The 19104-nt window shown below is 44.0% G+C and carries 17 protein-coding genes; 2 read left to right on the top strand and 15 right to left on the bottom strand.

Annotation, left to right across the window (positions count from 1 at the left end; translation table 11 throughout):
- Positions 1 to 78 precede the first annotated feature (78 nt).
- From EQP46_RS07745 to EQP46_RS07705, 9 genes are all read right to left on the bottom strand, one after another.
- Positions 79 to 3237 (bottom strand): glycosyltransferase, encoded by a 3159-nt coding sequence (locus tag EQP46_RS07745; protein WP_129493099.1) that lies wholly within the window; start codon positions 3235 to 3237, stop codon positions 79 to 81.
- 44 nt (positions 3238 to 3281) lie between these two features.
- Entirely contained in the window at positions 3282 to 4463 is a 1182-nt protein-coding gene (locus EQP46_RS07740) for an ABC transporter ATP-binding protein (protein WP_129493098.1), read from the bottom strand.
- Positions 4453 to 5283 carry an ABC transporter permease gene (locus EQP46_RS07735; RefSeq protein ID WP_129493097.1) on the bottom strand — a complete coding sequence of 277 codons (831 nt, stop codon included), beginning with the start codon at positions 5281 to 5283 and terminating at the stop codon, positions 4453 to 4455. The genes EQP46_RS07740 and EQP46_RS07735 overlap by 11 nt, the downstream gene beginning before the upstream one ends.
- Positions 5284 to 5313: 30 nt before the next feature.
- Positions 5314 to 5871 (bottom strand): dTDP-4-dehydrorhamnose 3,5-epimerase, encoded by a 558-nt coding sequence (rfbC, locus tag EQP46_RS07730; protein ID WP_161972844.1) that lies wholly within the window; start codon positions 5869 to 5871, stop codon positions 5314 to 5316.
- Positions 5872 to 5873: 2 nt separating this feature from the next.
- Positions 5874 to 6752 carry a dTDP-4-dehydrorhamnose reductase gene (gene rfbD / locus EQP46_RS07725; RefSeq protein WP_192545487.1) on the bottom strand — a complete coding sequence of 293 codons (879 nt, stop codon included), beginning with the start codon at positions 6750 to 6752 and terminating at the stop codon, positions 5874 to 5876.
- Positions 6752 to 7630, bottom strand: a complete 879-nt coding sequence (gene rfbA, locus EQP46_RS07720; RefSeq protein WP_129493095.1) for a glucose-1-phosphate thymidylyltransferase RfbA — start codon at positions 7628 to 7630, stop codon at positions 6752 to 6754. The genes rfbD and rfbA overlap by 1 nt, the downstream gene beginning before the upstream one ends.
- A gap of 87 nt (positions 7631 to 7717) precedes the next feature.
- Positions 7718 to 8779, bottom strand: a complete 1062-nt coding sequence (rfbB, locus tag EQP46_RS07715; RefSeq protein WP_129493094.1) for a dTDP-glucose 4,6-dehydratase — start codon at positions 8777 to 8779, stop codon at positions 7718 to 7720.
- Between the two features lie 91 nt (positions 8780 to 8870).
- Positions 8871 to 9368, bottom strand: a complete 498-nt coding sequence (rfaH, locus tag EQP46_RS07710; protein WP_129493093.1) for a transcription/translation regulatory transformer protein RfaH — start codon at positions 9366 to 9368, stop codon at positions 8871 to 8873.
- Between the two features lie 225 nt (positions 9369 to 9593).
- The gene (locus tag EQP46_RS07705) at positions 9594 to 10649 is read right to left on the bottom strand and encodes a response regulator (RefSeq protein ID WP_102310396.1); all 1056 of its coding nucleotides are present in this window, start codon (positions 10647 to 10649) and stop codon (positions 9594 to 9596) included.
- A 339-nt stretch (positions 10650 to 10988) separates the two neighbouring features.
- On the opposite strand from EQP46_RS07705, the gene EQP46_RS07700 reads away from it, so the two are divergent.
- Together EQP46_RS07700 and EQP46_RS07695 are read left to right on the top strand one after the other, a co-directional pair.
- Positions 10989 to 11879, top strand: a complete 891-nt coding sequence (locus EQP46_RS07700) for a LysR family transcriptional regulator (RefSeq protein WP_129493092.1) — start codon at positions 10989 to 10991, stop codon at positions 11877 to 11879.
- A gap of 207 nt (positions 11880 to 12086) precedes the next feature.
- Positions 12087 to 12686 carry a Yip1 family protein gene (locus EQP46_RS07695; protein ID WP_129493091.1) on the top strand — a complete coding sequence of 200 codons (600 nt, stop codon included), beginning with the start codon at positions 12087 to 12089 and terminating at the stop codon, positions 12684 to 12686.
- 142 nt (positions 12687 to 12828) lie between these two features.
- Here EQP46_RS07695 and purF read toward each other — a convergent pair whose 3' ends face one another.
- The 6 genes from purF to truA all read right to left on the bottom strand — a co-directional run bounded on the left by purF (position 12829) and on the right by truA (position 18927).
- Entirely contained in the window at positions 12829 to 14346 is a 1518-nt protein-coding gene (gene purF, locus EQP46_RS07690) for an amidophosphoribosyltransferase (protein WP_129493090.1), read from the bottom strand.
- Positions 14347 to 14378: 32 nt separating this feature from the next.
- Entirely contained in the window at positions 14379 to 14870 is a 492-nt protein-coding gene (locus EQP46_RS07685; RefSeq protein ID WP_129493089.1) for a CvpA family protein, read from the bottom strand.
- A 64-nt stretch (positions 14871 to 14934) separates the two neighbouring features.
- Positions 14935 to 15471 carry an SPOR domain-containing protein gene (locus EQP46_RS07680; protein ID WP_129493088.1) on the bottom strand — a complete coding sequence of 179 codons (537 nt, stop codon included), beginning with the start codon at positions 15469 to 15471 and terminating at the stop codon, positions 14935 to 14937.
- A gap of 2 nt (positions 15472 to 15473) precedes the next feature.
- Entirely contained in the window at positions 15474 to 16742 is a 1269-nt protein-coding gene (gene folC, locus EQP46_RS07675) for a bifunctional tetrahydrofolate synthase/dihydrofolate synthase (RefSeq protein WP_129493087.1), read from the bottom strand.
- Between the two features lie 129 nt (positions 16743 to 16871).
- Positions 16872 to 17804 carry an acetyl-CoA carboxylase, carboxyltransferase subunit beta gene (gene accD, locus EQP46_RS07670; RefSeq protein WP_129493086.1) on the bottom strand — a complete coding sequence of 311 codons (933 nt, stop codon included), beginning with the start codon at positions 17802 to 17804 and terminating at the stop codon, positions 16872 to 16874.
- Between the two features lie 331 nt (positions 17805 to 18135).
- A complete protein-coding gene (gene truA, locus EQP46_RS07665) occupies positions 18136 to 18927 on the bottom strand; it encodes a tRNA pseudouridine(38-40) synthase TruA (protein ID WP_129493085.1) in 792 nt (263 codons plus the stop codon).
- Between the last annotated feature and the right edge of the window lie 177 nt (positions 18928 to 19104).

Raw genomic sequence — 19104 nt, 5'->3', positions numbered from 1 at the left:
TACTCCAAAAAACTTGCGCACACCTTAAGTTAAAATTAACACGAGAAGGTTTAACCTACATACACATTAAAGATTTCATCAACGCAAGCTGAAATCTTCATGCTCCAAAGTCAAATTGGAACTATAATAAAAATCGTTTGATAGTATTCCGCCCCATGAATTGACCATGTAGTCTTTTTCTTTATTAAAACGACGAGCCTTTGTTGGAGTAGTATCTAAGCCTCTAGAAATTGATTCATAGTGATATAACTCTGCATATGGAGTCCACAAATTATTGTACCCCATTTGTCGAACTTTCAAGCAGAAATCCACATCATTAAAAGCAACCTTTAAATCATTTTCGTTTAACCCGCCAACTTGATTATAAATATCTTTTCTCACAATTAAGCAGGCAGCGGTCACAGCGGAAATATTTTGCACTAGTTTCAGTCGACTAAAATACCCATCCGCACTTCGATGGAAATGCTTATGCGAATGACCTGCCACTCCCCCAATACCCAATACTACACCTGCGTGTTGGATTGTGTTGTCAGGGTAATATAGCTTTGCTCCGACACAACCAATATCTTTTCTGATAGCAAAGCTGACCATTTCGGACAACCACTCTTTGTTAATAACTTCCACATCATTATTAACTAAGCCCACGATCTCGCCGGTTGACCTTGCTACTGCATAGTTATTTATTGCTGAATAGTTAAATGGCATAGGGTAGCGAAGTAAAGTGACTTTTTCGTGCTTACTTACTTCTTCAAAATACTCTAGCGATTCAGGGTCATCAGAGTTATTATCAACCAAAATAATTTCGAAATTTTTATAAGTGGTCTTTTCTAGAATTGAGTCTATTGCTCTTTTTGTAATCTCGTGCCCGTTATAAGTTGGAATAATCAAAGAAACCTTTGGTTCTTCATTAATTTCCCATCTGACTTTATAAGTGTTTGGGTTCATACCTTGAACAACAGACACATTTTCATTTCTTACTTTAAAATGGTCAATCAATGCATTTATGCCTGCAGTAGTTGTATACAACTTTTCACCTGAAGCTAATGCGGTGGAGCCTTCCAAAATACGCCAGTGATACAGTACTTTCGGTATATGTGAAATATTATTATGATTAATTTCTCTAGAGTACCTAAGTAGCAAATCATAGTCTTGACTACCTTCATAACCTACACGAAAGCCGCCAATTTTTCTTATTATATCGGTTTTATAAACACCGAGATGCGACACGTAATTTTGGCTATAAAGTAAGTCTAGGTTCCAATCAGTTTTAAAATGGGGATCTATTCTATTTCCAATAGCATCGATTTTGTCTTCATCTGTGTAAACAAATTCAGTTTGAGGGTTTTTAATCAGTTGGTAGACAACATAGGAAAGAGCATGCTTGTGCAACTCATCATCATGGTCGAGAAGTGCTAGCCATTCGCCTGTAGCTATCTCCAATGCACTGTTTGACGCGTTTGATATATGACCATTCTCGCTTCTTTCAACAAGTTTTATTCTACTGTCTTGTACTTGATATTCTTTAAGTACGCGGAGTACATTTTCATCTGTAGAAGCATCATCAGCTATACATAGTTCCCAATTTGGATATGACTGTCTAATTACAGACTCAACACAAAAACGTAAGTATTTTTCTTCGGTATTGTAAGTCGGCATAATTATTGAAATAAGTGGACCATCTTTTTTGCTCAAGAAGTCAATCATTTCATTCTCTTTATCTAGACTTCGCTTATCATCAAGCTTGATCCAAGATAAATAATTCCCATGCCTCGATGTTCTATCACCACGAATAACTCTACTTATTCGACGATATAATGCCTGAATACCTTCATCTTTTAGAATGCCTATTGCCTTCGAGGTAAGAGTACTTACACTCTCTCCTCGACCACGAAGAATTTGTAGTGCGCGTAAAGCTGAAATATTGTTAAGTATAACTTTTTTCAAAGCCTTTTTGTCACCGTTTCTTATATAGCCTAAAAGACGTACAGGTTTTGTAATACGCCATGATGATGAGTTTAATACGCTATGTAGTGTCTCATCTATCGTCTGAATATCCCTTTCTAAACTTCTGTTTTTGTCCTTAAGGTTTTCAATTTCAGAATACAGGTCACTTTCAGATAGGGAACTGACGTAAATAAAATCTAATTCAACTTTTAGTGGTTTTTCACTATTTTCGTCTATGTGTACTTCAATAAAAGAATCACTGCTTGTCGATTTTAGCAATAAATAACCATATTGCTCATGACTTTGTTCAATTGAACAACCGATAGTAGTAAACCCTCCTTTAGAGGAACTCATATCAAAAAGTATTTTATTCGCATCTGTTGAAATCCGCAGTTCATGTATTTTGAAATATCCTTCGAAATCGCTTACATCGATGCGAACTCTACATTCGGAGTTTAAATCTTGGCATTCAAAAGATAAGCGATTTCGTAAAGAAAGGCTGGCGAGCAAGACATCTGAGCGTGTTTCACAATAGTCTTCTACACCATTTGCCCAGTATACTTTTGATTGAAATTTAATAGTATTGTCTATTCCAATATTACTCTCTATTATTTTTTTCTCTGCATCGGAATCACAAACTAACACAAATTGATAGGTGCCTGAATCTTTCGTATTAGAAAGAACTCGCTTTAAATCAAAAGGAAACTCACTTACCAGTGATTCAGCAAACTCACTTTCTTTTATATGAGCTTGCACTGCATCAATTCTATTTACACCGAAACCTAAACTATTAACTAATTTAACTATACTATCTCGAGTAAAGAATCGATAATGTGTATTATCCAGTATTCCTCGCTCTCTGTATTCGAATTTTCCAGATAGCATTTCAGCGATGACGCCGCCATATGCAACATTTGGTACAGAAACGATTAGTTTTCCAGACGGTTTAAGTAACTTCTTGAGTTCACTTAATACAGCCGCAGGGTTCCTGACGTGCTCCAGCACATCGGCACAAACCACATAGTCATATGTTGATTGGATATAATTACTTTCAAATGTTTCTAAATCATTAAAGAATACGTTTCGATAGAATTTTTCTGCTTTAACTCCAGCCTCATGGTAAAGCTCTATTCCATCGACGATACAACTTTTCTCTCGAATTAAGAATTCACCTAAGGATCCTTCCCAGCATCCAACATCAAGCACTTCTGAGTTATTGCTTATAGATTGGGAAACATAGTATAGAGAGTCTTTGTTACTCCCCACGGTTCTATAGTATTTATTAGTTGTCAATTTGCTATATCCAATCTTTCACTTGATTATATTAAAGGCTTTGTTCACAGCCATTCATGGTCAATATGAACCAACCCCTCAGAGTTATAGTCATCATATACCTCGAATTCTTCAGCATTCGTTATGTAGTCGATGTTAACTAAACTTTTATCTGTGAATAAACCAACGTCGAATACGAAGTTGGCTGGGAGTAGGGGCATATTTCTAATGGCATAAGTGACCGTATGAATCCCTTTTCCAGATGGGATTTTAAACCTATCTAAATATGTATTAGCCCCAAAAATGTATTCTCTGTTAGCCTTATAGACTGCTACACCAACCAATACATCGTCCAACCTCTCGTCTACGATCTCGTAATCTATCGAAATTTCGATTGGCTCACCGACTTTGATTGAATTTTTACTTATTGTTGTGGAAATAATTTTCGCAGGAAGAGAGCTCAATCCAGTATTGTTATCTCGTTCCTTTTTCTCGCTCTGTTTTTTAGATAAAGACATCGATTCTTTGTATTGATTACATATATCATTCGAACTACCAAATGATTTAATCTTGCCTTTTTCAATCCAAAGAGCCTTGTTGCAGAAACGTTTAACTTGTTCCGGTGAGTGCGACACAAATAATATAGTTGTGCCTCTACCCTTTAATTCTTCCATATGCTTGATGCACTTCATTTGAAAGCGTATGTCGCCAACAGCAAGAGCTTCATCAACGATAAGAACTTCTGGCACAATATGTACCGCAACGGAAAAAGCTAGCCGTACATACATTCCTGATGAGTATGTTTTTACTGGCCTATCTATAAAATCGCCAATTTCAGCGAAATTTAGTATATCTTCGTATATTTCATCTATTTCAGCTTTACTTAGTCCAAGTATCGCAGCATTCATATAGACGTTTTCTTTACCAGTAAACTCAGGATTAAATCCAGCACCTAGTTCTAACAAGGCGGCAATACGCCCCTTTGTTGTAATGTCTCCAGATGTTGGTGTTAAAGTACCTGTAACTAACTGAAGTAATGTCGACTTCCCTGCACCATTATGTCCCAAAACACCAACCGAGTCTCCCTTGTCTATTTCGAATGATACTCCATCCAAAGCAGTAAATTCCTTGTAGTATTTCTTCTGCCCTCGACTCATTAATTGACGTAATCGATCTATTGGCCTAGCGTATAAGCGATATGATTTGGTTAGATTTTTTGCTTCTATCGCAATTTCACTACAAGACATCAGCGAAACCCTTTCTAGTTTTTTGGAAGAAAGTAAAACCACATTCAAGCACAACTAAGCTAAGCACACTTGCCAAAATAAAATTCTTCAGTGAAGGCAATTCTCCAAAGACTATGACAGCTCTCGTTTCCTCAATAAAATATGCCAGAGGATTTAGAGAAAGATAAGGCTGAAGTGCCTCAGGCAATGCTGATATAGGAAAGAATAGTGGCGAAGTAAACATTAACACTGTGGTAGCAATACCCATTAATTGACTTAAATCCCTCATATAGACACCTGCAGCGGCTAGTATCCAACACACTCCCATCAAAGCAGCGATAAATGGAATCAAAACAATTGGCAGTGCTAGTATCGTCCAGGGAATCTCTCCCATAATTATGAGTTGCGCTATAAGTAGTATTGAAAAGCTAATTAACGCATGGAACAACGCGTTTCCTAAAGCAATTAAAGGAATGATTTCCAATGGAAATACTACCTTTTTAACATAGTTAGTATTCGCAATCATTAGATTGGGAGCTCTATTTATACATTCCGAAAAAATGTTAAATATAATCATACCTGCAAACAGGATGACTGCAAACTCACCTCTACTACCGTTTAGACTTGCACCCCACTTGGCTTTGAACACAACAGAAAATACAAATGTATATACTGTTAGCATCAAAAGCGGATTAAAAAACGACCATGCCAATCCCATTATTGATCCTCTATAGCGACCAATAATTTCTCGGTGAGTCATTTTAAATATCAACTCTCGGTATTTCCATATACTGGAAGTCAATGAAAAACTAAAAAGCGAATGCTCAGATTTGTTGCTCATAAAGTATACTTCTATTGCTAAGCTTGTTACTCACGACTCAAAAAGAGGAGCATTTGTAAAGTCAAACCCTCGTTCATCCTTGATCGATAACTCTGGTTGTACACCATCTTGTATTGGCCATCTTATCGCCAAAGATTTGTCATTCCATCGAATTGATACTTCTGAGCTTGGGTCATAGAAATTTGTACACTTATAAACAAACTCTGCCTCATCACTCGTCACATAAAAACCATGCGCAAAGCCTTCAGGTACCCATAACTGACGCTTGTTCTCAGCTGAGAGATACACACCCACCCATTGACCAAATGTCGGCGAGTCTTTTCGAATGTCTACCGCGACATCAAATACTTCACCCGATACTACGCGAACCAATTTCCCTTGCGTGTTTTCCGTTTGATAGTGCAGACCACGCAAAATCCCTTTTTTAGACTTTGAATGGTTGTCCTGCACAAAACGTGTTGGCTTACCGGTTACTAACTCTTCGAACTTCTTTTGGTTCCACGTTTCCATAAAGAAACCACGTTCATCGCCAAACACGGCTGGCTCAATGATTTTTACATCAGGAATATCTGTATCAATTACGTTCATGATTAACTCGCGTAGTCTTTCAAATTCTTTAGAGTCAACTGCCAATCACTTGGACTAACGCCAAACTGTGCATGAATTTTGTCGTTGTTCAGTTTTGAGTTTGCCGGCCGCTTTGCCGGTGTCGGATAGTCAGACGTGGCAATTGGGTTGACGGTCATCGCGGTTGTCAGCACGCCCTGTTGCTTCGCCTCTGCAAAAATGGTGTTGGCAAAGTCATACCAACTCACGTGTGGCATGCCCGAGTAGTGGTAAATACCAAAACCTGTGTGGTTCCCTTTGGTAATGGCCACGGCGATGTGAAGCAATGCGGCGGCAATGTCTCCGGCATAGGTTGGCCCACCAACTTGGTCAGCAACAATGCCTAAGGTGTCGCGGCTTTGGGCCAAACGCAGCATGGATTTCACAAAGTTACCGCCATGCTCGCTGAATACCCACGCGGTTCTTAAGATGATATGACGCTCACATGCCTGAGCCACGGCAATTTCACCGGCGAGCTTACTTTCGCCATACACGCCTTGTGGGCCTGTTTCGTCACTCTCTACATATTCACCGTCTTTGTTGCCCGCAAACACATAGTCTGTAGAAATGTGCAGCATTGCCGCACCAACCTTATCTGCCGCTTTGGAAAGGTTCGCAGGGCCATCTCGGTTTATCGCATAGGAAAGCGCGATTTCTTCTTCCGCTTTATCTACTGCGGTATGCGCAGCCGCATTGATAATTACATCCGGAGAAAATGAGGTAACCAGCGCAGATACCGCACTCTCATTGGTGATATCTAGCTCTTCTCGGTCTAACGCCAAGAACTCAGCATCCGTGCCGTTCAACTGCTCTACCAAACAACGGCCCACCTGTCCGAGACTGCCGGTAATAAGTAGCTTCATTATTTTGAACTCTCTTCTTTGACAAGGCGCATCAGGTATTGTCCATATTCATTTTTAAGCATCGGCTTTGCAATCTGCTCAAGTTGCTCTGTGTTCAACCAACCGTTACGCCACGCGATTTCTTCCAAGCACGCAACTTTAAGCCCTTGAACATGCTCGATGGTTTGGACGAAAGAAGACGCTTCGTGCAGGCTTTCATGCGTACCTGTATCAAGCCATGCAAATCCTCGACCTAGTAACTCAACATTAAGCGAGCCATCGTTTAGGTACATCTCGTTCAAGGTAGTAATTTCTAGCTCACCACGATCAGACGGTTTCACCTCTTTTGCTAGACTCACGACATGGTTGTCATAGAAATACAACCCCGTGACAGCATAGTTTGACTTTGGTTTGACTGGTTTCTCTTCAATAGACACCGCACGCATTTTCTCATCAAACTCCACAACACCGAAACGCTCAGGGTCTTTAACCTGATAACCAAATACAGTGGCACCTGAATCGCGAGAAGCCGCGTTTCTTAGAGTTTGGCTGAATGACTGTCCATAGAAAATGTTATCGCCAAGAACCAAACATACGCTGTCATCACCGATGAATTCTTCACCGATGATAAATGCTTGTGCTAGACCATCCGGACTCGGCTGCACGGCATATTCCAGATTAATGCCAAAGTCACTGCCGTTGCCCAATAGACGCTTAAAGCTCTCATTGTCTTCTGGTGTAGTGATGATGAGGATGTCGCGAATACCCGCCAACATCAGCGTCGACAACGGGTAATAGATCATCGGTTTGTCGTAGATAGGAAGCAACTGCTTCGACACACCGCGAGTAATGGGATAAAGACGCGTGCCTGAGCCGCCTGCCAGAATGATGCCTTTCATGAGAATTAGGTCCTAGGTTTATAGGTCCTAAGTCCTAGCCAACTGCTAGAACATAGAACCGATATTAAGTATATGAAGGTTTGACTTTTAGTTAGAGCCAAGGCGCTCTAGTGAATAGGAGCCATCCAACACACGTGACCACCATGATTGATTGTTTAGGTACCATTCAACCGTTTTGCGGATACCGGACTCGAAGGTTTCTTCCGGTTTCCAGCCTAACTCTCGCTCGATTTTCGAAGCATCGATAGCGTAGCGTACATCATGACCAGGGCGGTCTTTTACGTAAGTAATGAGGTCTTGATACTGCACCACACCCTCTGGCTTATTTGGCACAAACTCTTCAAGCAGCGAACAAATGATTTTCACCACTTCTATATTGGCCTTCTCATTGTGGCCACCAATATTATAGGTTTCACCTATCTCTCCTTCGGTCGCTACTTTGTAAAGCGCACGTGCGTGGTCTTCCACAAACAGCCAGTCACGGATTTGCATACCATCGCCATAGACAGGCAAGGCTTTACCATCCAGTGCATTCAAAATCATCAGTGGGATAAGCTTTTCTGGAAAATGGTAAGGGCCATAGTTGTTTGAGCAGTTGGTGACAATAGTTGGGAAACCATAAGTACGCAGCCAAGCGCGAACCAAATGGTCACTTGAGGCTTTTGATGCAGAGTAGGGACTTGATGGCTCGTACGATGTTTCTTCGGTGAACAACTCTGTTGTACCTTCAAGATCACCGTAAACTTCATCAGTAGAGATGTGATGGAAACGGAAGTCTGATTTTTTATCGCCGTCCAACGTATTCCAATACTGACGCGCCGCTTCTAGCAGAGCGTAAGTGCCGATGATATTGGTTTCAATAAAGGCTGCAGGACCGTCTATCGAGCGGTCAACGTGAGATTCGGCCGCGAGATGCATAACCACATCTGGCTGGTAAGATGCAAATACACGATCTAGCCCTGCGCGGTCGCAGATATCTACCTGCTCGAAAGTATATCTTTCATTGTCAGACACCGTAGATAATGACTCGAGATTACCTGCGTAGGTAAGTTTGTCGAGATTAACGACACTATCTGACGTGTTTTCAATAATATGACGAACAACTGCAGAGCCAATAAAGCCCGCGCCACCAGTTACCAGTATTTTCATGACTTACCTTACTTTAAATCAATACGCTACCGCCCTTGGGTGTCGTTCCCAAAGCACGAAAATTCATCTTGTTACGGGCTTAAAAACGGCCCTATTTGTTATCCAAAATCGCGTTTTCCAGCGAGACTTCAACCTGCTTGTTGAGCAAGTTGATCATCAGAATTGACCGCAGCTCTCCATCAGCTTCTTTGTAGATAGCTTCCATGCCCTCAAACTGCCCTTGTGAGATAGCGATGGCATCTCCATGCTTCCAAACCTCGCTTAGACGCTCTCGCTGATCATCATTATCTTCGATAACCATCAGGTTTTTAATAAGGTCTACAGGCACTAATTGAGGCTTTGCTCCAACCCTAACAAAATCAACAACTCCACGTGTTGAACGCACTGTGGTGAAAGCAATTTTCTCAGGGTCAAACGAAGCAAACACGTAGTTAGGGAAGAGGGGTTCTAGTATGGAAGAGCGCTTTCCACGTCGAATTTTCTCGACAGAAACTTGAGGGTAATAGCAATCGACGCCTTGGCGTTTTAAGTGCTGCTCTGCGCGTTGTTGCTCGCTGCGTTTACAATAGAGCAGATACCATGGGTTCATTATACGTCTCGCCGATTTTCTAGCCAATTCGATGTTACATCGTCTTTGCGATGCAACTCATGAGTATATTAGGCTCGAAACCTCGCAGCAAGCGCAGTCTCAGTAACTGGTCATTTTGTCTGCACTGGTTCATGTTTTCATTAGCAAATCATTGAACTTCTCATTTCACGCACAAAAAAGCCGCTGCATAAACAACGGCTTTTTTGTTTTATAGTGCATTATTTGTTAGGCAGTAAGTCGCTGTATATCTAAGCTAAAACTGGTTAAACCCACTTCGCTAAGAGACACACGGACGCTTCCGCCTGACAGATCGATTGTTTGAAACTGGGTACTTGCTGCATCGATTCCAAGTAAGAAGTCATTCTTCACAATAACGGCATTGCCGGTTCCATCCACCACGGCATTTAAGCCAGCGGAAAGTACATCAAGTTGGTTATCTGACGCATTTAAAATACCAAACATCGCCCTGATTGGGCTCGCGTAAGTAGATTTCTTTATCGCATGCTCAATCTGGTGCACCAAGTGAATAAATCCCCTTTCGTCAGCATCTTGCGAGCGAAGGTATTCATTAAAAAAAGCACGGATCATCAAGGTTGTTGCCGTACCGTTTTTCCCTGCGGAGCCACTATCCACCATGTAGAAGGCCATCTTGCCATCCATCATCCACGTGTAATCGAGGACGACAGGGTTCGAGTCTGCAGATTGGAGCGAGTGGTATGACAAACGCCAATCACCCTGCTGGGAATCTTGCTCTGGCATCAATCCCATCAGGAGGTCGCGTGCACTGCCAGGGTTATCTAACAGATCATCCAAATGCCACTTTAACTCCTCCGTAAGAGGCTGATCAGCGTTTTGGCTGACTTTAAACCATTGCTGGGAAAAATCAGTGTCTGCATTTGTACAGCTGTCTGATTCTTCCAAAACGGACAAAATGGCCGATTTAACCACCATAATGTCGTCGATAGGCTTAATAAGAAAATCTTTTACGCCAAATCGCAGCGCTTGGGCGACATCAGACATGCCACCTGTACCCGAAATGACGATAACAGGAAGCATGGGATACTCAAGACTCACTTCTTCCACAAACTCTAAGCCCGTCATCACTGGCATAGACAGATCGCTCAGTAGAAGGTCTGGGATACCTTCTCTCAATGCTTTCAATCCATCTAAACCGTTTTCGGCTTCTCTGACTACACATCCTTCGTGACGAAGAAAACTAGCGATGATCTTGCTGAACACCGGATCATCTTCAACAATGAGAACCTCTTTGCCATCTAACACTGTTTGTTCTCCTGCCTAATAGGATTCGCTTTCTCGCTCCTTGTAATGCTTGCCAAGGAAAGGGATATCTTTATTCTTAGGATAGATTGAAAAAGCACGGGGCGTTGTTCCGTAAGTAGAAAACCCATACACAATGTGCTTAAGACGATGTATACCCGAAAGAAAAAATTTAAGGCGATAGACGAACCATTGAAAACTTCTTATGCGTAAATATGCATTCATATTTACACATCACAATAACGCTTTCTTGATATGAGACAACGAAAAGTCCCGCATGTTAATTTGAAATGACACCTTCAGTGTCTTTCAGTGAAGGCCATCGCAAGATCGTGAAATCAAATGAAACTAGATGATTTAAATTTGTTCCGTTTAATCGTGGAAAACGGAAACTATACGTCGGCATCAAAGAAAACAGGGATACCTGTAGCGACACTTACGCGAAGAATTCAAGCACTTGAAGACGATCTTCAGATTCGTCTTTTGCATAGGGATGCACGTAGGTTGTCACTGACGGACGCAGGACATTCTTTTTATGAATCCTGTCGCCCACTGCTTGAACAACTTATCGCCACCACAGAAACACTATCAGAAAGCTGTAAAGGTGCATCAGGGGTGTTACGAATCAGTGCACCTTCTAATATTGCCACCAAGCTGCTCCATCCGCTGTTTAATGCGTTTCTTCTAGCGTATCCCGATATAAAATTAGATTTATCGCTCTCCAATGATGCATCGCCAGATCACTGTGAAGAACGCCACGCATTCTTTCGCATTGGCCCGCAACGCGATTCTTCGTTGATCGCGCGAAAACTTCAATGTGTTCGAGACATACTCGTTGCAAGTCCACAGTACGTCGCAAACCAAGCACCTATCACTGACGCCACGATGCTTGATGCACACCAACTGTTAAAAGGTGACCCGCTGAGGCGCTGGCGTTTAACCAGCTCTCAAGGGCAACAACTCAGTATTACAACGCAAGGTAGGATTGAATCGACAGAGCTAGGTATCGTGCGAACCGCGGCTAAAGATGGCCTCGGTATTGCCCTCATGCCAGATGTTCTCGTGAATCAAGACATTACATCAGGAAAACTCGTTCAAGTCCTTTCTGATTGGACATCAAACCCTCGAGATATCTACCTGATGTACCATGACAAAAGTAATTTGCCGGAAAAGTTACGCGCGTTTATCGACTTTGCACTCGAGTATTTTCAAAAGAACACATTGAAAATGTGACCGTCATCAGCAAATGTCCCAAATACGATAAGTGGTTAAAAAACCAACTAAGTTTTGCACTATAAAACTTGCTAAGCATCGCCTGCAGAGCTAAATGTTATAAGTATGTAAATCGATCTTCTTAAGCGATTTAGTGCTAACACCTCGCAGTGATGCATCTTTTGATGTGCTACTTCACGACAACAACAATGTTCGGAAGGAGTAACTATGATTTTGGGACATTTGCTCGGCCTCTATACACATCCAAAAGAAGAATGGCAGACCATTTATGACCGCCACGAAGGCACAGGAAGCAGCCTTGGTCACATTGCCATCATCGCGCTTATCCCACCCATTTGTGCTTATTACTCTAGCGTGCACATCGGTTGGCAGATCGGTGTTGGTGACCCAATTTTCCTCACCTCACAAAGCGCACTGATCATCGGCTTTGCTATGTATTTCGCCTTGATTACTGGCGTTATGGCACTCGCGTATCTGACACTGTGGATGAGCCGAACATTCGGCTCAGAGCCAACGTATACCCAAGCACTTGAGCTATCAGCTTACACAGCAACGCCCGTGTTTATGGTTGGCTTAGCGGCTCTCTACCCCGTCGTATGGTTTGTTATGCTCGTAGGTCTCGCTGGCGTCGCGTATTCCGTGTATCTCTTGTACACCGGCGTACCCATTATCATGCACATCCCCGAAGACAGAGGGTTTATCTATGCCAGTTCTGTGGTGACCTGTGGATTGGTGTTGATGGTCGCGATACTCGCCAGCTCAGTGATCATGTGGAATGTAGGCTTCGGCCCGATGTTTATGAACTAGCCTTACATCGAGTTGCCTTAAGCTCTCATTTGCTTCAAACGAAAAAAAGCGCAGTTTTCACTGCGCTTTTCTTTTTGTCTCTATGTTGTCTCTTTGCCTATAGGCCACTTGAACACTGACCCACTCTCGCGAAACAACGATCTTAGCTTTCTTCGTTGTAAATCTCTAGATTTGCCAGTTCTTGCTGCTGCTCGCGAACTGTTTTCGCATCATCGTTGCGAAGGCTTTCAAGGTACTCTAAATATTCTTGGTTCACGTCTTTCGTTACATAGTGACCACTAAACACTGAGCTTTCGAACTGTTGAATATCCGGGTTACCCTCACGCACTGCATCTTCCAAATCAGACAAGTCTTGGAAGATAAGTCCGTCAGCACCAATGATGCTGCCAATTTCGTCCACCTCACGCCCATGCGCAATCAACTCGTTTGCACTTGGCATATCGATGCCATACACATTCGGGAAGCGGATTTCAGGTGCTGCAGATGCCATGTATACATGTTTTGCACCCGCTTCACGCGCCATTTCAATGATCTGCTCTGATGTCGTACCACGCACGATAGAGTCATCCACCAGCAGTACTGACTTGTCTTTGAACTCAGAACGGATTGCATTCAGCTTACGTCTAACCGATTTACGGCGCTGTTGCTGCCCCGGCATGATGAAGGTACGCCCAACATAGCGGTTTTTCACAAAGCCTTGGCGATATGGCTTGTCCAACACCTGAGCGATTTCCAATGCAATATCACAAGACGTTTCAGGAATAGGGATGACCACATCGATGTCTAAATCTTCCCATTCACGGCGAATTTTTGCACCCAGCTTTTTACCCATGTTTACGCGCGCTGCATACACTGAAATCTTATCAATAAAGGAGTCAGGGCGAGCAAAGTAAACAAATTCAAAAATACATGGCGACAAAGACGGCGTCGCTGCACATTGGCGTGTGAATAGCTGACCATCAAGCGTGATGTAAACCGCCTCACCTGGCGCAACATCGCGCACGAAATCAAAACCAACCGCATCAAGTGCAACGGATTCAGAAGCCAGCATGTACTCGTCACGCCCATTCACTTTGCGCTTACCTAAACACAAAGGACGGATGCCGTCAGGGTCTCTAAAGCCAATAAGGCCATGACCAATGATCATTGCAACAACCGCATACGCACCCATCACCTGCTCATGCACTGAACGCACAGCATTAAACACGTCATCTTCAGTTACTGGGTGCGACGTTGCTTTATCAATTTGATGCGCAAGTACGTTAAGAAGCACTTCAGAATCAGATGTCGTGTTTAGGTGGCGACGGTCTTGAGCAAAAAGAGATTCACGAAGTTGATTAGCGTTAGTGAGGTTTCCGTTATGAGCGAGGGTAATACCGTAAGGAGAGTTCACATAGAAAGGCTGCGCTTCCGATGCACTTGAACTTCCTGCAGTGGGATAGCGCACATGCCCTATCCCCACTGTTCCTTGCAAGCGCTGCATGTGCTTGAGTTGGAAAACATCTTTGACTAAGCCATTCGCCTTTCTTAGACGAAAGCGGTTGTCGTCGATAGTCACAATGCCCGCAGCATCTTGGCCGCGGTGCTGAAGCACCGTTAGCGCATCGTAAATCGACTGATTAACCGAGGTTTCACCTACAATTCCAACAATCCCACACATGTTTGCAGTTCCTTGTAACGCTAGAGGGAGCCCTAAATCACCTTGGGCAAAAAGCTGGAGCTTTGCTCCAAATACGAGAAAAACCATTCAATCACTACCCCAAATTTAGGGATTAACTGTGATTGTTTCCACTCGCTGGCGCCGGAGAGGCTGGTGAAAGCATCAAGGAAGAACAAGAGTGCAGCGACGATAAGCACACCTCGGATCCCTCCAAATACCACGCCAAGAACACGATCGGTTCCTGACAAGCCAGTCTTTTGAACCAATTGTCCAATGACATAGTTCACGACGGCACCAACTATCAAGGTGGTAATAAACAACGCTGCAATTGCAGCCCCGTTTCGAATCATTTCATCCTGAATATTCGTAAAATGGGCAGCTAACTGTGGGTAAAAATTGCTGGCAACAAAAAAAGCACCAAACCAAATCACCAACGACAGTGCTTCTTTCACAAATCCACGGACCAGACTAATCAATGCTGAGAAGCCGATCACTCCGATAATGACGTAATCAATCCAATTCATTCTTTATTTCATCTGAGCGATTCGCGCGCATTTTAACAGAAAAAATGACGACGCAAACGTTTTCTTAAGGGTTGAGTGGGTTAAATCTAAGCAGTTGACCTTTCAAACCGGTCAAAGACTCCAAATCTGCAGTCATTGCCTCTAATTTGTCTTTCGACACATTAGGACCAACCTCCACGCGTGCGAGCTCACCTTGCTTCACATCTCGAGGCATTAGCTGTGCGGGGTAGCCTTTGCCTCTGAGTGTTGAAACCAAGTTTTTTGCATTTTCTATGTTTCTAAAGGTGCCAAGACGGATGATCCAAGCCGAATCCTGATAGCCCGCTTTAGGGGCAGAATCCTCGACCTGCGCCACAGGTGCAGGCTCAGACTCATCTATGGTCACCGTCACAGGCGCTTGCGGCATGAAGGCTTCAACATCTTCAGGCGCTTCAATAGGCGCAGTGAGTAATTCAGTATCAAACTCTTCACGCAGCGGGATCGCTTCGTAATTTTCTTGATAATGTGCTTTTTCACCATCAAAGACGTCTGGGAGAAAAATAACGCCAAGAGAGACCAAAACAAGCGTGCCGACTAAACGATGTTGAAACTGAGTTGCCACAATTACTCCGCTTTAGATAGGAGATCGGCGATTTCACCGACGGTATAAAAGGAACCAAACACAATCACCATATCAGAAACCCCATTAAGTGCAGCTTTTGCAGACTCAAAAGCGGCAGTCGGTGAATCAAAACAGGTCACGTATTCTGGTAAATGTTCAGCCAATTGCGAGGCAGTTGCCGCACGAGGGCCTTTTAACGATGCGGGATACCATACATCAACCACCGTTTTCATTTCTTCGAGCGTGGCCGTGATATCTTTGTCGTGCAACATAGCGACCACCGCATGCACCTTAACGTCACTTCCTTTTTTAAGCTCAGCCAGTTGCGTTGCAAGGTACGCCGCGGAATGTGGATTGTGCGCCACATCAAGCAGTACCAATGGCGACTCAGAAGCGCGCTCCATGCGGCCCGCGAGTTTGACAGAGGCAAGCCCATCAACAATGTGCTCGTCGGTAACGTTTAATTCAGATAAGCCCAATGCCATCAACGCGGTTGCTGCATTAGGAAGAGGAAGATTTGGAACGGGAAGGTCACGCAAATCAAACGCACCGCATTGCCAATGCCACACGTCGCCTTCTTTTTGATAATCGAACTGATAACCCACTTGATGCAATTGCGCGCCAATGTCATCCGCATGTGCGGCAACACTTGCTGGCGGCTCAGGTTGGCCACACACGGCCGGTTTATTGGTACGGAAGATGCCCGCTTTCTCGAATCCAATGACTTCAATGTCATCCCCCAGCCAGTCAACATGATCGATGGCTAGGCTGGTAATAACCGAAACATCGTGGTCGACAACATTGGTGGCATCTAAACGCCCACCCAGACCAACTTCAAGGATCACAACATCGACATGGTTATCGAGAAATAGCCAAAGCGCGGAAAGCGTGCCGAACTCGAACAGACTGAGGCTTGTTTCACCGCGAAGTGCTTCAATAGCGGCGAACGCTTCAGAATGACGCTCATCATCAAGCTCTTTTCCGTTAATACGAACACGCTCGTTGTAACGAATCAGGTGCGGTGAACTGTACACGCCTGTTTTGTAGCCTGCTTTCAGCAATATTGATTCAATGATGGCACAGGTCGAGCCTTTACCGTTTGTCCCCGCGACCGTGATCACGGTCGGAGCAGGCTTGGTAAGCTGGCCTTTTTGTGCCACCGCTGACACGCGGTCTAGTCCCAAATCAATCGCACTGGTGTGCAGTGCTTCTAAATACGCCAGCCACTCCGAAAGTGGTGCGTTTGCGTTGGGTGAAATATGTTCTGACATCAGTAATCTACTACAGCTAGTAATACATCAATCATATCAGCTAAAAGACAAAGAGCGCCATAAGGCGCTCTTTTTAGACGTGAAGGTTTGAAGCTGTGCTGCGATAGCGTACTTCTGCCTTAATACCATTTACTGTTCGGTATTTTCATCAACCGGTTCAGCCTCGACAACCTCACCTTCCAATGGCTTGTCAACAGACACGACCAATGGGGATTCATGGCCAGTCATTTTAGCGAGCATACCACCGATGCGTTGACGCATTTCGCGGCGGTCAACAATCATGTCGATAGCACCGTGCTCAAGCAAAAACTCACTACGCTGGAAACCTTCAGGAAGTTTTTCACGCACGGTTTGCTCAATTACACGTTGACCCGCGAAACCGATAAGCGCTTTTGGCTCACCAATGTTCACGTCGCCTAGCATCGCGAAACTTGCCGTCACACCACCGAACGTTGGGTCAGTCAGTACAGAGATAAACGGTAAACCTTCTTTCGAAAGACGCTCAAGGGCTGCACTGGTTTTTGCCATTTGCATAAGAGACATCAATGCTTCTTGCATGCGCGCGCCGCCACTGGCAGAGAAACACACAAGACCACATTTGTCTTCAATTGCCTGCTCAACCGCACGAACAAATCGCGCGCCAACAACAGCGCCCATTGAACCGCCCATGAACGAGAACTCAAACGCACAGCTCACCACTGGCATACCCAGTAGCTCGCCTTTCATCACGATCAATGCGTCTTTCTCACCGCTCGACTTCTGCGCAGCAGAAATACGGTCTTTGTATTTTTTAGAATCGCGGAATTTCAGCAAATCTTTAGGTTCAAGATCGGATGCCAACTCAACGCGGTTACCTTCATCTAGGAAGGTTTCAAGGCGACGACGGCCGCTCATACGCATGTGGTGGTCACACTTAGGACACACCTGAAGGTTGCGCTCTAGTTCAGCGTGGTAAAGCACCTGTTCGCAAGATGAACATTTGGTCCATACCCCTTCAGGAATGGACGCCTTTCTTGAAGAACCGATGTTGCTTTTTGTAAGAATTTTTTCAAGCCAGCTCATGAACGACCTTTTCATTTGGAGCACTTGCCTGCGTTGCGTCCCTATAGCATTTGAAAGTGCTGAATGACGAGGGCAGGTATTAGCGGCAAGTGGCCTAGATTTCTACGAATTCAACCAAGAATTAAAACACAACTTGTTAAGACTTTGGACAAAAAACTGGTACTACCTATTTTTTGTCTAGTCTTTCTCACACAGTGAACGCATCGTATTATTTCTACCACTTTGTGTGATTCAAGCTGATCTGGCGTAACTCTTCACGAATTACGTCAATTTTTCAGTGAATTACGTGACATTAAAAACAAGGTGCGCATCGGCACACCTTATAAAACAATCACTTTGAGTCAGGAAGAAACAGCGGGCCCGCTGGAGAACTAGGCAGAGCATACTCGGCGGGATAGTCCACTTCAACCAAGTACAGCCCTTCTGCTTTTGCCGTTGCGGCAGCAAGGTTGCGATCTTTTGCTTCCAATAGCCATTTAACCCATTCAGGTTTTTGCTCTTTCAAGCCAACAGCAATCAAACTTCCTGTGATATTTCGCACCATATGATGCACGAAAGCATTCGCCTTGATATCTATGATCACGAATGCGCCTTGTCGAGTCACATTTAAGTGATGAATATTTCGCCAAGGTGAATTGGATTGGCACTGGGCAGCGCGGAAAGACGTAAAATCATTCTCGCCCAGCAGGTATTGCCCCGCTTCATGCATCAGTGTTTCATCAAGATCACCATGATAGTGACTCACACCATGTCGCAATATTCCGGGGCGCAATGCGTTATTAAAAATAATGTAACGGTAGCGGCGTGCTGTTGCCGTGAAACGTGCGTGAAATTCGTCAGGCACCTCTTTTGCCCAACGCACCGCAATGCTGTCAGGAAGGTGCGTATTCACGCCCATTGTCCATGCGCGCATGGGTCTGTCGCAATTTACATCAAAGTGCACCACTTGACCTGTACCATGCACACCCGCATCGGTTCGACCTGCGCATTGCACTTCGATCGGCTCATTGGCGATTTTCGACAGGGCTTTTTCCAAATGCTCTTGCACACTGGGCACCTCACGCTGTCGCTGCCAGCCGAAGTACTGCGCACCATCATATTCCACACCCAGGGCAATTCTCATTCTTTCTGTCTCTGCGTTACTGATTTATCAATTTCAAGCTGCGCATTATACCCAAACCCACCCAATATGCAGCGACAATGACCGATTGACGAAGATCAGTGAAAAAACGAACGCCTATTTAAGATGCAAAAACGGCAGGGTTACCTGCCGTTTGTTTATTCAATCGTCGCCAAATGG

The organism is Enterovibrio baiacu, assembly GCF_004120195.1.
Classification (GTDB): Bacteria; Pseudomonadota; Gammaproteobacteria; order Enterobacterales; family Vibrionaceae; genus Enterovibrio; species Enterovibrio baiacui.
This window is presented reverse-complemented; position numbering and strand designations above follow the sequence as displayed.